Origin of the sequence: Arthrobacter sp. KBS0703 (assembly GCF_002008315.2) — a bacterium.
In the GTDB taxonomy this organism is placed as follows: domain Bacteria; phylum Actinomycetota; class Actinomycetes; order Actinomycetales; family Micrococcaceae; genus Arthrobacter.
This window is the reverse complement of sequence record NZ_MVDG02000001.1, coordinates 1,316,149-1,329,812: the sequence shown is the minus strand read 5'-3', so window position 1 is coordinate 1,329,812 and position 13,664 is coordinate 1,316,149. Positions and strand designations below refer to the sequence as shown.

General features: G+C 66.5%; 12 protein-coding genes and 2 pseudogenes. All 14 read right to left on the bottom strand.

The window, feature by feature from the left end:
• Positions 1 to 29: 29 nt before the first annotated feature.
• A complete protein-coding gene (nusB, locus tag B1A87_RS06305) occupies positions 30 to 440 on the bottom strand; it encodes a transcription antitermination factor NusB (RefSeq protein ID WP_078027870.1) in 411 nt (136 codons plus the stop codon).
• Positions 440 to 1,003: an elongation factor P gene (gene efp / locus B1A87_RS06300; RefSeq protein ID WP_056635236.1), complete on the bottom strand. Its 564-nt coding sequence runs from the start codon at positions 1,001 to 1,003 to the stop codon at positions 440 to 442. Before efp ends, nusB begins: the two co-directional genes overlap by 1 nt.
• A gap of 155 nt (positions 1,004 to 1,158) precedes the next feature.
• On the bottom strand, positions 1,159 to 1,677 hold the full coding sequence (locus B1A87_RS06295) for a tetratricopeptide repeat protein (protein WP_078027871.1): 519 nt from the start codon (positions 1,675 to 1,677) through the stop codon (positions 1,159 to 1,161).
• Positions 1,677 to 2,765, bottom strand: a complete 1,089-nt coding sequence (gene aroB / locus B1A87_RS06290; RefSeq protein WP_056635230.1) for a 3-dehydroquinate synthase — start codon at positions 2,763 to 2,765, stop codon at positions 1,677 to 1,679. The genes B1A87_RS06295 and aroB overlap by 1 nt, the downstream gene beginning before the upstream one ends.
• Positions 2,762 to 3,409, bottom strand: a complete 648-nt coding sequence (locus B1A87_RS06285) for a shikimate kinase (RefSeq protein WP_078027872.1) — start codon at positions 3,407 to 3,409, stop codon at positions 2,762 to 2,764. Before B1A87_RS06285 ends, aroB begins: the two co-directional genes overlap by 4 nt.
• Complete coding sequence (gene aroC, locus B1A87_RS06280; protein WP_078027873.1) at positions 3,409 to 4,608, bottom strand: chorismate synthase; 1,200 nt, start codon at positions 4,606 to 4,608, stop codon at positions 3,409 to 3,411. The genes B1A87_RS06285 and aroC overlap by 1 nt, the downstream gene beginning before the upstream one ends.
• A 26-nt stretch (positions 4,609 to 4,634) precedes the next feature.
• Positions 4,635 to 5,510, bottom strand: a pseudogene (locus B1A87_RS06275) (shikimate dehydrogenase).
• Positions 5,507 to 7,186 (bottom strand): endolytic transglycosylase MltG, encoded by a 1,680-nt coding sequence (mltG, locus tag B1A87_RS06270; RefSeq protein ID WP_078027875.1) that lies wholly within the window; start codon positions 7,184 to 7,186, stop codon positions 5,507 to 5,509. Before mltG ends, B1A87_RS06275 begins: the two are co-directional and overlap by 4 nt.
• Positions 7,183 to 7,782: a Holliday junction resolvase RuvX gene (ruvX, locus tag B1A87_RS06265; RefSeq protein ID WP_078027876.1), complete on the bottom strand. Its 600-nt coding sequence runs from the start codon at positions 7,780 to 7,782 to the stop codon at positions 7,183 to 7,185. The genes mltG and ruvX overlap by 4 nt, the downstream gene beginning before the upstream one ends.
• Positions 7,783 to 7,789: 7 nt before the next feature.
• The gene (gene alaS, locus B1A87_RS06260; protein ID WP_078027877.1) at positions 7,790 to 10,468 is read right to left on the bottom strand and encodes an alanine--tRNA ligase; all 2,679 of its coding nucleotides are present in this window, start codon (positions 10,466 to 10,468) and stop codon (positions 7,790 to 7,792) included.
• Between the two features lie 111 nt (positions 10,469 to 10,579).
• The gene (locus tag B1A87_RS06255; protein ID WP_185982253.1) at positions 10,580 to 10,810 is read right to left on the bottom strand and encodes a DUF6167 family protein; all 231 of its coding nucleotides are present in this window, start codon (positions 10,808 to 10,810) and stop codon (positions 10,580 to 10,582) included.
• An 18-nt stretch (positions 10,811 to 10,828) separates the two neighbouring features.
• On the bottom strand, positions 10,829 to 11,203 hold the full coding sequence (locus B1A87_RS06250) for a DUF948 domain-containing protein (protein ID WP_078027879.1): 375 nt from the start codon (positions 11,201 to 11,203) through the stop codon (positions 10,829 to 10,831).
• Positions 11,204 to 11,348: 145 nt separating this feature from the next.
• Complete coding sequence (gene rpsD, locus B1A87_RS06245; RefSeq protein WP_078027880.1) at positions 11,349 to 11,975, bottom strand: 30S ribosomal protein S4; 627 nt, start codon at positions 11,973 to 11,975, stop codon at positions 11,349 to 11,351.
• 170 nt (positions 11,976 to 12,145) lie between these two features.
• Positions 12,146 to 13,653: pseudogene (locus B1A87_RS06240) on the bottom strand (replication-associated recombination protein A).
• Positions 13,654 to 13,664: the final 11 nt, after the last annotated feature.

Sequence of the window (13,664 nt, the reverse complement as noted above, 5' to 3'; positions counted from 1 at the left end):
CTCTTTACGTGCTGTTGACCTTCGTAGGGTCAGGCCAGCAGTGAAGGCTTCAGCTGCTGGAGACGCCCGAGCAGGCCGTTGATGAACGACGGCGACTCATCGGTCGACAGCACCTTGGCCAGGGCCACCGCTTCGCTGACGGCGACGCCGTCTGGCACGTCGTCGTTGTAGAGCAGTTCCCAGGTGCCGATCCGCAGGATGATGCGGTCCACGGACGGCATGCGCTCCAGGGTCCAGCCCTGTGAGTACGTTTCCAGGAACTCGTCGATGGCGGGCTGCAGTGAAACGACGCCCTCGACGATTTCGAGGGTGTACGGGTTGACTATCTGGTCGGTCCTCTCCCGCCGCGCGCGCAGCACGTCAAAGGCGGAAACGGAGCGCTGCTCCGCTTCGAAGAGGACGTCAAGGGCCCTGTTACGGGCTTTACCGCGGGCGCTCACTACTCGCTTACCCTGCCCAGGTAGCTGCCGTCACGGGTGTCGACCTTGACCTTGGTGTTGTTCTCGACGAACAGCGGCACCTGGATCTCGTAGCCGGTCTCAAGGGTGGCCGGCTTGGTTCCGGCGGAGGAGCGGTCGCCCTGCAGGCCCGGCTCCGTGTAAGTGATTTCGAGGACAACGCTCGGCGGCAGTTCGATGTACAGCGGCGTGCCTTCGTGGATGGCAATGTTGACCATCTGGTTTTCGAGCATGAAGTTGGTGGCGTCGCCCACCGTGGCACCGGAAACGGTGATCTGGTCGTAGTCCTGGGTGTCCATGAAGACGAAGTCCGCGCCGTCCTGGTACAGGTACTGGTAATCGCGGCGGTCCACGGTGGCGGTCTCGATCTTGAGGCCGGCGTTGAAGGTCTTGTCGACCACCTTGCCGGACATAACGTTGCGCATCTTGGTGCGCACGAACGCGCCGCCCTTGCCTGGCTTGACGTGCTGGAACTCGATGATGTTCCAGAGCTGGCCCTCAAGCTTCAGGACGGTTCCGTTCTTGATGTCGTTTGTGGTTGCCACTGGTTTCCTCTGGTTTGTATCTGACTGCTTCTAGCTGCCAGCCGTATGCCAAGCAGGCATGCCGATCGGCCCGCCAGCGTGTATTTATCAAAAATCCAAGAACCATTCTAGCGGACCTGCGGGCGGCCTCGTTCGGCCCGGTCCGGCGGCCGCTGTCAGGAGGCCAGATCGAGGACGTCGCGTGCCCTCTGGAGCGCCACTGTCGACGAATAGATGAGCGCCGCGTCGGCTGACTGCTCAACCCTTAGGTCGAGCGCCCGGGCGAACGACTCCACGGCCGCACCGATGTGGCCGGAAACGAAGTGCGTCCTGCCGAGGTACTGGTGCACGAGTGCCTCGTTCGGCGTGCCGGGCACCTCCGCGAGGAGCTGCTTGAACAGCTCAACGGCGCGGTCAAAGCGGTGGGACACGCGCAGGACCTCGGCCTCAAACGTCCGGAGCCGGAACGACTCCGGGTCCTTATACCGCGCCTCGGCGAGCAGTTCCGCCGCGTCCGACGCGTGCCCCTCGACGAGGAGCACGAACACGCGGTCCGCCGGGTCGGTCGACGACTCAAGGGCCGCAGCGCAGGCCTCGTCGTTGGTGATCTCCGGCAGCAGGGTTTCCGGGTTGATCCTGATTCCCGGGAAGCCGCCGGCGGGCCACTCGATGGTGCCGCCGTCGAACTCCCGCATCAGGAGGCAATCTCCTGGTAGGCGGCGAACAGCAGCGAGGTGTCCGGAACGTCCAGGATGCCGGGCTTCGCGACGCCGTCGAGCACCACGAACCGGAGCAGGTCACCGCGTGATTTCTTGTCGCGGCGCATGCCGTCGAGGAGTCCCTGCCAGCGGTCGCGGCGGTAGGTGACGGGCAGTCCGAGCGATTCGAGGATGCTCCGGTGGCGGTCGGCGTCGGCGTCGCTGAGGCGGCCCACGCTGCGGGAGAGCTCGGCGGCGAACATCATGCCCACCGAGACGGCCGCACCGTGGCGCCAGGAGTAGCGCTCGACGAGCTCGATCGCGTGGCCAAGGGTGTGTCCGTAGTTGAGGATCTCGCGCAGGCCGGATTCCTTCAGGTCCTCGGACACCACCCGGGCCTTGACGGCAATGGCACGCTCAATGAGCTCACGGAGGGCGTCGGAGCCGGGGTCGGTGACAGCCTCCGGGTCCTTTTCCACGAGATCGAGGATGGCCGGATCGGCGATGAAGCCGCATTTGATGACTTCCGCCATGCCGGAGATCATCTCGTTTTTCGGCAGCGTGTTCAGCGTGTCAAGGTCCGCGAGGACAGCTGCGGGCGGGTGGAACGCGCCCACAAGGTTCTTGCCTTCGGCCGTGTTGATGCCGGTCTTGCCGCCCACCGAGGCGTCCACCATGCCGAGGAGGCTCGTGGGCATGTGGATGACTTTGACGCCGCGCAGCCAGGTCGCGGCAACGAAGCCGGCGAGGTCCGTGACGGCCCCTCCCCCGACCGAGACGACGGCGTCGGAACGGGTGAAGTCGTTCTGGCCCAGCACCTGCCAGCAAAAAGCGGCCACCTGGATGTGTTTGCCTTCTTCGGCATCCGGGATCTCGGCGGTGAGTGCGGTGAATCCCGCCGCGGCGAGTTCGTCCCTGACGGTGTCTCCGGTGAGCCGGAGCGCCCGGGGGTGGATGACCAGGACACGCCGGACGCGCTCACCGAGCAGCTCCGGGAGGGTGCCCAGGAGGCCGCGCCCAACGACGACGTCGTAATTGTCGCCGGCAGACTCGCCCGTGACCTTGATGACGGTTGATTCGCTCACTTCTCAACTTCCTGTTTCGCGGCCGCGTCTTGCCCGGCCGCCGTAGTCGCGGTGATGGATCCCGCGCTGATGTTGTCCGCAGCCGGGGTGGCCGCACCTGCAAGGAAAGCGCCGAGCGCCGCTTCGAGCCGGCGTCCCAGCTCCGGCACCGTCCCCCGGCGGACGTCGAGGACGACGTCGGCGAGGCGCTCGTAGACGGGTTTCCGGGTGGCAAACAGCGTTTTCCAGCGGCGGATCCCGTCGCCGGCGAGCAGCGGCCGGCCCGAATTCCTCGCAATCCTGGCTGCGACCGTCTCCGCGTCGCACTCGAGGTAGACCACCGTGCACCGGTCCAGCAGCTGCTGGGTTCCTGAATCCAGGACCGAACCGCCGCCGAGCGAAATGACGGTGGCAGTGCCGGCCGCTTCCTCGACGACGCGGGCAACAGTGCGTGCCTCAATCTCCCGGAACACCCGCTCGCCGCGGCCCGCGAAGATGTCCGCGATGGAGCCGTGGCTTTCAACGATGACGGCGTCGGTGTCCACGAAGTGGGCGCCCAGCTGTTGTGCTAGCTGTTGCCCGATCGCTGACTTGCCAACGGCCATGGGGCCGATCAGCACGATGGGCCGGCCCCCCGCAGCAGAGGGTGTATTGCTCGAAGGCACTAGCGTCCGATCGTGTCCAGCGACGCCGGAATGCTGTCGAGGTAGCCCCTGATGTTGCGGGCGGTCTCGGTCACGGAATCGCCGCCGAACTTTTCGGTGACGGCCTCGGCAAGGACCAGTGCAACCATGGCCTCAGCAACGACGCCGGCGGCCGGAACGGCGCAGACGTCTGAACGCTGGTGGTGGGCCTTGGCGGGTTCGCCGGTGCTGATGTCGATGGTCTTCAGGGCACGGGGCACGGTGGCGATCGGCTTCATGGCGGCCCGCACACGCAGCACATCACCGATGCTCATGCCGCCTTCGATGCCGCCGGCACGGTTGGACGTGCGGATGATCTTGCCGTCCGCGTCCTTGATGATTTCGTCGTGGGCCTGGGATCCGCGGCGCGCGGCAGTGAGGAACCCGTCCCCCACTTCGACGCCCTTGATGGCCTGGATGCCCATGAGGGCGGCGGCCAGCCTGGAGTCCAGGCGGCGGTCCCAGTGGACGTAGCTGCCAAGTCCCGGGGGCAGCCCGTAGGCCAGGACCTCCACCACACCGCCGAGCGTTTCGCCCTCCTTGTGGGCGGCGTCAACCTCTGCCACCATGGCGTCCGACGTTTCACGGTCGAAGCAGCGGAGGGGGTCGGCGTCGAGCGCAATGACGTTGTCCGGGACCGGCAGGGGCCGGCCTTCCGGGACCGTCACGCTGGCGATGGACACCGTATGGCTGACAAGTTCAATGCCGAGGTGCTTCAGGAACTGTGCGGCGACGGTTCCCATTGCGACGCGCGTGGCGGTCTCGCGGGCGCTGGCGCGTTCAAGGACCGGACGGGCCTCATCGAAGCCGTACTTCTGCATGCCGGTGAAGTCTGCGTGGCCCGGGCGGGGACGCGTGAGCGGGGCGTTGCGCGCCTGATCGGCGAGTTCCCCGGGGTCCACGGGATCGGCAGACATGATCTGCTCCCATTTCGGCCATTCGGTGTTGCCCACCTGGATGGCGACGGGGCCGCCCTGCGTGATGCCGTGGCGGACTCCGCCAAGAATGGTGACCACGTCCTGCTCGAACTTCATCCGGGCACCGCGGCCATAGCCGAGGCGGCGGCGCGCCAGGGCATCGGCAATCTGCCCGCTGGTGAGTTCAACACCTGCGGGGACGCCTTCGATAATTCCGACCAGTGCCGGACCATGGGATTCACCGGCAGTCAACCAACGCAACATACAATCCATCCTGCCATGTCTGGCGGTCAGTACACGCGCCGGGGAGCCCCGACTGCGTCACACATCACATCTATGACTTCCGCGCTGGCGGCGTCGTCGCGGCCCGTAAAGTAGCGGACCTGCTCAACAGCCTGGTACAGCAGCATCTCCAGGCCGGCGACCACTTTTCCGCCGCGGCTTTCCCAGGCGGCCGCGATCCTGCTGGGCCATGGATCTGTCTCTTATACACATCTAGATGTGTATAAGAGACAGCCGTCCGCCGGCGCGCCCAGCGCCTCAAACTCTGCCGCCATGCCGTCCGCGGCCCGGGGAGGCAAGGTGGATATTACGACGTCGGCGCCGGCCAGTGCGGCGACAGCTTCCGTCATGGGGCGCACGGCGATCTCCATCGCCAGGCCGCTTGCGGCGGCCCTGACTTCGGCCGCCCGGCCGGTGTCCCGGACGTAGACGGCAACCGACCGTGCACCGAGTTCCCGGAGCGCGGCTGCGGCCGCCGCCGCGGTCCCGCCGCCGCCGAGGACCACGGCCACAGGTGCCTCGGCCGCTCCGGCGTTGCGCAAGGCGTTGACGATGCCCGCGACGTCCGTGTTGTAGCCGAGCCGCCGTGCGGACTCCCCCGCACCTTCGAAGACGACCGTGTTGATGACGCCCAGCACCTGTGCCACTCCGCGGACCTCATCCACTTCGCGGACCATGGCCTTCTTGAGCGGCATGGTCACGGACAGCCCGCGCCAGCCCGGTTCTGCCCGGACGGACTCCATGAACGCGGGCAGGGACTCCTCCGTCACGTCGATGGCGGTGTAACCAATGTCCGCGCCGAGTTTCGCATAGGCGGCCAGGTGCAGCGCCGGCGACTTGGAGTGGCTAATCGGGTGCCCCAGGACAGCAGCACGCAGGCTCATACGCAGCGGCCCGGGTTGGCCTCACACCAGGCGTTGTACTGCTCGACGTACCCGTTGTGTTCTGCCAGCGTCTTGGAGAACTTGGTTTCCTTGGTGTCGAGGTTGATCGTGACCCAGTACAGGTAATCGTTCTTGTTCGGCTTGGCCGCGGCATCGATGGCGTTCTTGCCCGGCGAGCCGATCGGGCCTGCCGGCAGTCCCTTGATGGCGTAAGTGTTGTACGGGTTGGACTTGTCGGCTTTTTCCGATTCGTCGATGTGGAAGGTCTTCTTGCCCAGCCCGTACGTGACGGTCGCATCCGACTGGATGAGGCCGTTGGTTTCGGTGTTGTTGGGCTTGAGCCGGTTGTAGATGGCGCCCGCAACGTCCTTGTACTCGGCCTGGCCGCCCTCTGCCTGCACGATGCTCGCGACCGTAACCACGTCATACTGCTTGGCGGGGTCCGTGACGCCCTGTTTCTTCAGCTCGTCGGTGGTGCTCTTGACCAGGGACGTCAGCATCGCCTTCGGCGTGGTTCCGAGCGGGAACCTGTACTCGCCCGGGGCAAGGTAGCCCTCAAGGTTTTTGGCCGTCGCGGGGAGGCCAAACTGTTTGGGCGAATCGCTGAGCGCTTTCAGCTGGGATACCGGTATGCCGGAACCTTCGGAGATTGCCTGCAGCGATTCGCCGATCCGGAGTCCGGCGCTGAGCGCGACGTACATGACCTTGGACTGTTCGGCGTTCAGCAGGACGGCTACGGCGTCGGCATTCTTCATTTCCTGCTTGAAGTCGTATTCGCCGGGAGCAAGGGTGCCGCCTGAGGCGGCCAGCGCGGAGACGAAGGTGTCGGCGTTGGCTACCACCCTGGCATCCTCAAGTTTCGCGGCAACCGAGACGGGCCCTTCGCCGGGCAGGACTGCCACCTTCACCTGGCCTGTCCCGGGACCGGGATAGTCACTTGCCTTGTCGGAACCGAGCAGCGGCTTGAGGAACTGGGCCCCCACGACGGCGGCAGTGACGAAAAGTGCGAGGGACAGCAGCAGCGCCACCAGGCGGCGCCGGCGTCGGACTTTCTTGGAGGGCCGGGGCACCGTGCTCACGCTGTCCGCATTGGCCAGCAGCTGGTGCCCGACTGCCTCGTGTTCAAGAGCGTCATGGTCCCCGTACGGGTCGTGGTGCGCATCATCATGGACGTCATGGTGGTGGTCCTGGTAGCCGGCCCCTGCGGCGTCAGCATGGTGCAGGCCTTCGTCAGCAAGGTCCAGATGCTCGTCAGCGTGGTGCAGGTGCTCGTCGGGGTGATGCGGGTGTTCGTCGGGGTGATGCGGGTGTTCGTCAGCGTGGACGGCTGCTTCCTCGGCGGCGGGTTCCTGCACGGCCGGTTCCTGGACCGTGGGCGGAACAGGCGGCACGCGGGGCACGGCGACCGTTGCGGGCACGGGCTCAGGCTCCGTCACCGGCTCGGGGGCGCGCTGCGGAGCGGGCCCGGGAGCGGCGGAGGCAGTTTGGGTGGGCGCGGGCTGCCCGAACATCTCCGGCGCGGTGTCCTCGCCGGACTCGTAGGCGTGCTCGGGAACGACGTCGCCGGATTCCGCCGTGAGGGCCTTCTCCCGGGCACGGATTTCCTTGCGCGTCAGCGGCCGTCCGGCGTCCCTGAGGGTCCTGCCGGAGGAGTCGTCGTTATTGACCGGGCTCACTGTAGCCTTCCATCCTCTGAAGATTGTGTGTCGTGCACCGGGACAGCCTGCTCAGCATTGCCTGCTGCGGCGTCTCCGGTAAGCCCCGGCTGGGAAAGCGCGCGTACGCGGCTCCCCACATCCGTTCCCCTGGCTTTTTGCATGTCGATGGCGTGCTGCAAGATTCCCGCAGCCGCAACCTGATCCACCACTTTACGGTGATTTTTGCTGCTCATGCCAGCTTCGTGAAGGTGTCGGTGGGCTGTGACGGTGCTGAGCCGCTCGTCAACGAGGTTGACGGGCACGTCCAGCCCGGTGCGGACAAGCTCCTCTGCCAGCAGCTGGGCGTACTCCGTGGCCATGCGGGCGGAGGCGTGTTCTTCCCCCTTCATGGTCCTCGGCAGGCCCACAAAAATCTGCACAGCACCCCGCTCGGCCGCCAACGCCGCAATCACGCGGACATCTGAGTTCTTTTTGGGGTTGCGGTCCAGTGTTTTGAACGGCATGGCCAGGATGGCGTCGCGGTCACAGATGGCGACGCCGACACGGACGGTGCCCACGTCGACCCCCAGTTTGATGCCCTGGGGGTAGACGTGGGACGCAGCGGATGAGGTCACGGATCTGCTAGCGCCGTGTTACGGCATCTACGACAGCCGCCAGCGCCGGGCCGACCTTCGAGGCGTCGGTGCCGCCGCCCTGGGCGACGTCGTCCTTGCCGCCCCCGCCGCCGCCGAGGATGCCTGCAGCAAGCCGGACCAGTGCTCCGGCTTTGACGCCGGCCTCGCGTGCGGCTTCGTTCGTGGCGACCAGGATGACCGGACGGTCGTTGCTGACTCCTGCCACAGCCACCGTGGAAGCCTCGGAACCGAGGCGGTTCCGCAGGTCCATGGCGAGTCCGCGGAGGTCATCCGCGCCGCTGACCTGGCCGGCGTCGTGCGCAATGACCCGAACGCCCGCGGCGTCCTTGGCCGTACCCACGAGCTGGGCGGCCTCGGCGGTGAGCTTTTCCTTGCGGAGCCGCTCCAGCTCCTTTTCCGTGGCCTTCAGCTTGGTCAGGGTCGTGGCGATCCTGTCGGCCAGCTGGCCGGACGGAACTTTGAGCATTTCGGTCAGCTCAGTGACGAGGGCGCGTTCGGCGGCGAGGTGGCGGAAGGCGTCCATGCCGACGAATGCCTCGACGCGGCGGTTGCCCGATCCCACGGACTGTTCGCCCAGCAGCGACAGGCTGCCGATGAGGGACGTGTTGGAGACGTGGGTGCCGCCGCACAGCTCGCGGGACCACGCGCCGTCGATTTCCACGACACGGACCTCGCTGCCGTAGTTTTCTCCGAACAGGGCCATCGCGCCGAGCGCCTTGGCCTCGGCGAGGCCCATAACCTTGGTGTCCACGCGGAAGTTGTTCCGGATGGCCAGGTTGGACACTTCCTCGATCTCCGAACGGGTGGCGGCACTGAGGCCCTCACCCCAGGCGAAGTCGAAGCGCAGGTATCCGGCCTTGTTGTAGGAGCCGCGCTGGGTGGCTTCCGGGCCGAGGATCTGGTGCAGCGCCGCGTGCACGATGTGCGTCCCCGTGTGCGCCTGCTCGGCGGCATGGCGGCGTTCGCGGTCCACCGCGGCGCGCACCAGCGCGTCGGAAGCGATTTCACCCTCGCGGACGATCGCCTTGTGGACGCTGAGGCCCTTGACCGGCCGCTGCACATCGAGAACTTCGACGACGAACCCGTCACCGGTGATGAGGCCGGTGTCGGCAGCCTGGCCGCCGGCTTCGGCGTAGAACGGCGTTTCGGCGAGGATCAGTTCGATCTCGTCGCCGGTGGCGGCCTGCGCGACCTTGCGACCGGCGCTGAGGATCCCGCGGACGCGGGATTCGCCGTCGAGGTCGGTGTAGCCGGTGAAGACGGTCTCCCCCTCCGACAGCAGCTCCTGGAAGGCGCTGACGTCCGCGTGGGCGCCCTTCTTGCCCTTGGCGTCGGCCTGGGCGCGCTTGCGCTGCTCGAGCATGAGCTTGCGGAACTCGGGCTCGTCGACCTTCAGCCCGGCTTCCTCGGCCATCTCGAGGGTGAGGTCGATCGGGAAGCCGTACGTGTCGTGCAGGGCGAATGCATCGGCGCCCGAGAGCGGCCGGCCGGCGGCCTTGGACTCGGTCACAGCATCTTCGAGGCGGGCGGTGCCCGATGCGATGGTCCGGAGGAACGCCTTCTCTTCCGCGTAGGCGATCCGGCTGATGCGGTCGAAGTCGGTCGCCACGATCGGGTAGACGCCCTTCATGGCGTCGCGGGAGGCGGGGAAGAGGTCCGGCAGGCAGGCCTTTTCGACGCCGAGCAGGCGCATCGAGCGGACGGCACGGCGGATCAGGCGGCGCAGCACGTAGCCGCGTCCCTCGTTGGACGGCGTGACGCCGTCGGCAATGAGCATCAGCGCCGAACGGATGTGGTCGCCGACGACGCGCATCCGGACGTCGTCCGTGTGGTGCGGATCGTCAGCCGTTTCGGCCGACGTGTACTCCTTGCCGGAGAGTTCGGAGGCCTTGTCGATGACCGGGCGGACCTGGTCGGTCTCGTACATGTTCTCGACACCCTGGAGGATCATGGCGAGGCGCTCCATGCCCAGGCCGGTGTCGATGTTCTTCTTGGGCAGCTCGCCCACGATGTCGAAGTCGTCCTTGGAGCGGACGTTGTCGATCTGGTACTGCATGAACACGAGGTTCCAGATTTCGACGTAGCGGTTTTCGTCGGCGATGGGGCCGCCTTCGACGCCGTAGGCGGGGCCGCGGTCGTAGTAGATCTCCGAGCAGGGGCCGGCCGGTCCCGGCTGGCCTGTGTGCCAGTAGTTGTCAGCCTTGCCCATGCGCTGGATCCGGCTGGCGGGGACGCCCGTGTTCTTGAGCCAGAGGTCCTTGGCTTCGTCGTCCTCTTCGTAGACGGTCACCCACAGCAGTTCCGGCGGAAGGCCGTAGCCGCCGTCGTCAACGCTCGTGGTGAGCAGCTCCCAGGCGAACTTGATGGCGTCTTCCTTGAAGTAATCGCCGAACGAAAAGTTGCCGCACATCTGGAAGAAGGTGCCGTGGCGGGCAGTCTTGCCCACTTCCTCGATGTCGCCGGTGCGGATGCACTTCTGCACGCTGGTGGCCCGGTTGAAGGGGGCCTCTTCGCGCGCGGTCAGGTACGGAATGAACGGAACCATCCCGGCGACCGTGAACAGCAGGGACGGGTCGCTGGAGACCAGGGAGGCGGAGGGCACGGCGGTGTGGCCCTTGCTGACGAAAAAGTCGATCCAGCGCTTGGTGATCTCCTGCGACTTCATGAGCTGATTACTTACCCTTCTTGGTTCACGCGTTCTGCCGCGTGACAGTTTGATTCAGATGGCAGGTCCGGAACAACGGTTACTGCCGGTTTAATTCTCCCGCAGCGGCGGCTAGCGCCGCACAACGTCCTGGGATTCGACGCCGAGAGCGGTGCGCAGGTCGGTCTCCCGCTCGTGCATTCCGGCGCGGACCGCGTCGGCGAAGTCATAGACGCCGTCGGCCAGCCGGCCCACGGCGCGGTTCAGGCCTTCGGGCCCCAGGTTCGCCTGGGCCTCGGTGACTTTGCGGAAGGCGATGACTCCGATGGCCACGCCGATTCCCATCCAGACAAGTCTTTTCATTTTCAGTTCTCCGGGGGGCTAGCGGCTGCGACGGCCGGCGGCGGGCTTCTTGCGGGCGGCGAAGGCGGAGCGGACGCCGTAGCTGAAGGCGGCAACCTTGATCAGCGGCGAGCCCACCGTGGCGGCAACCAGGGAGGACAGCGCCGAGATGTTCGCCGAGGCGTCCGAAACGTTGGACGCGATGCCGTCCACCTTTTTCAGCTGCTGGTTGGTGGTGGAGACCGTCGCCGTGACTTCGTCCATGAGTGGGGTCGCGCCGTCGCTGATGGAACGGATCGAGGTCCGCACTTCATCGAACACCCGCCCCAGCTTGAGGATCGGGACAGCAAGCAACAGGACCAGGAGCGCAAATACCCCGGCCGCGATCAGGCCGGCAATATCGCCACCAGACATAGACGTTCATCTCCTTGAAACTCCGTGGAACGGTACATGGTCCGCGGCGGCAGCGTGCTGCAGCCGCGGATGTCCCCCAAGTACCTTACATACAAAGAAGCCCGCGGCGCTTGCCACGGGCTTCCTTGTGTACGCTGCCGGAAATTTAGCGTGCGTAGAATTCGACGACGAGCTGCTCTTCGCAGGTCACGGGGACCTCGGAGCGCTTCGGGCGGCGGACCAGGCGTGCCTGCAGGGCGTCAAGCTTGACGTCCAGGTAGGCCGGAACCTGGGGCAGGACGTCGCGGTGCGCGCCGGCTGCTGCAACCTGGAACGGAGGCATGGTTTCGCTGCGGCTGTGAACGTGAACCAGCTGGCCCTCGCTGACGCGGAAGGACGGGCGGTCAACGCGGATGCCGTCAACCAGGATGTGGCGGTGCACAACCAGCTGGCGGGCCTGGGCGATGGTGCGGGCGAAGCCTGCACGCAGCACGAGGGCGTCGAGACGCATTTCGAGCAGTTCGATCAGGTTTTCACCGGTCAGGCCCTTGGTGCGGCGTGCTTCTTCGAAGGCACGGGTCATCTGGGCTTCGCGGATGCCGTACTGGGCGCGCAGACGCTGCTTTTCGCGCAGACGTACGGCGTAGTCGGAGTCCTGCTTCTTGCGGGCACGGCCATGCTCACCGGGGCCGTACGGACGGCGCTCCATGTACTTGGCGGCCTTGGGGGTCAGAGCGATGCCGAGTGCACGCGAGAGGCGTGCGGTACGGCGAGCACGAGTGTTGTTAGCCACTTGTGTCCTTCCAATATCTGCGGTGTGTCAGTGTTACTGGCCTCCACGATGGAGAGCATCGGCCAACCGCTGCCTTTTGCTACTGGGCGCAGGCATAACCTCATCAAACGTGAATTTGGTGGATTTTGCGTCCGCGCCTTGCCAGACAAGCATCAATCTTACCAGAGTGCTTACTTGCCCCGGACAATCTTGCGGAGGCGTTCGAGCCGGATGGCGATGTCCCGCTCGGCGCCGTTGGCGGTGGGCACGTAGTAGTCCCGGCCCACAAGGTCATCCGGCGGGTACTGCTGGCGGGCCACGGAGTGCGGGGCGTCGTGGGCATACTTGTACCCCTGCCCGTGGCCCAGTTGCTTCGATCCCGGGTAGTGCGCGTCCCGCAGGTGCGCGGGGATTCCGTTCCCCAGGCCTGCCCGGACGTCCGCAATGGCCTTGTTCAGCCCCATGTAGGCGGCATTGGACTTCGGCGCCGTGGCGAGGTGGACCACGGCCTCGGCGAGGACGATCCTCCCTTCCGGCATGCCGATTAGCTGGACCGCCTGCGCGGCAGCCACGGCGGTCTGCAGGGCCGTGGGGTCAGCCATGCCCACGTCCTCGGCGGCGGAAATCACGATGCGGCGGGCCACGAAGCGCGGGTCCTCCCCCGCCTCCAGCATCCGGGCGAGGTAGTGCAGCGCCGCGTCCACGTCGGAACCCCGGATGGACTTGATGAACGCACTGGCGACGTCGTAGTGCTGGTCGCCGGCGCGGTCGTACCGGACCGCGGCGACGTCGAGCGCCCGCTCGGTGTGGCGCAGTTCAACGGTGACCGTTCCGCCGTCGTCCGCTTCACCCTCTCCGGCGTTGCCGGATGGGTCGCCCCCGTCGGCGCTGTCGCCGCCTGGCGAAGGGCCGACGTCGTCCGCATCGCCGAAGGCCACTCCGGCGGCGGCTTCGAGGGCGGTCAGGGCGCGCCGGGCGTCGCCGCCGGAGAGCCTGACCAGGTGGGCCAGGGCGTCAGCGGTCAGCCGGACCTTGCCGTTCAGCCCCCGGACATCCTCCACGGCACGCTGGAGCAGGCCTTCAATGTCGGCGTCGGTCAGCGGCTTAAGCGTGAGCAGGAGCGAGCGGGACAGCAGCGGCGACACCACGGAGAAGGACGGGTTCTCGGTGGTGGCCGCCACGAGCACCACCCAGCGGTTTTCGACGCCGGGCAGCAGCGCATCCTGCTGCGCCTTGTTGAACCGGTGGATCTCGTCCAGGAACAGGACAGTGGTGGTCTTGTACAGGTCGCGGGCGGTCAGTGCCTCGTCCATGACCCGGCGCACGTCCTTGACGCCGGCCGTGATGGCGGACAGTTCCACGAACTTGCGCCCGGGCCCGCGCGCGATCACATGCGCCAGCGTCGTCTTGCCGGTGCCGGGCGGACCCCAGAGGATGAGCGAGCTTGGACCTGTCTCTTATACACATCTAGATGTGTATAAGAGACAGCTGGCGCAAAGGCGATCCCTGCCCCAGCAGGTGCTGCTGACCCACGACGTCATCCAGGGTGCGCGGCCGCATCCGGACAGCCAGCGGGCTCCGCGGCGAGGCCGTCCGCCCGCCAAGCGGGCCGCCGCTTGGGCGCCCGGACGGCGAGGCGTCGCCGTCGTCCCCTGTCTCTTATACACATCTCCGGCCCCGGGCCGAAGAGATCATCCACATAGATAGGCT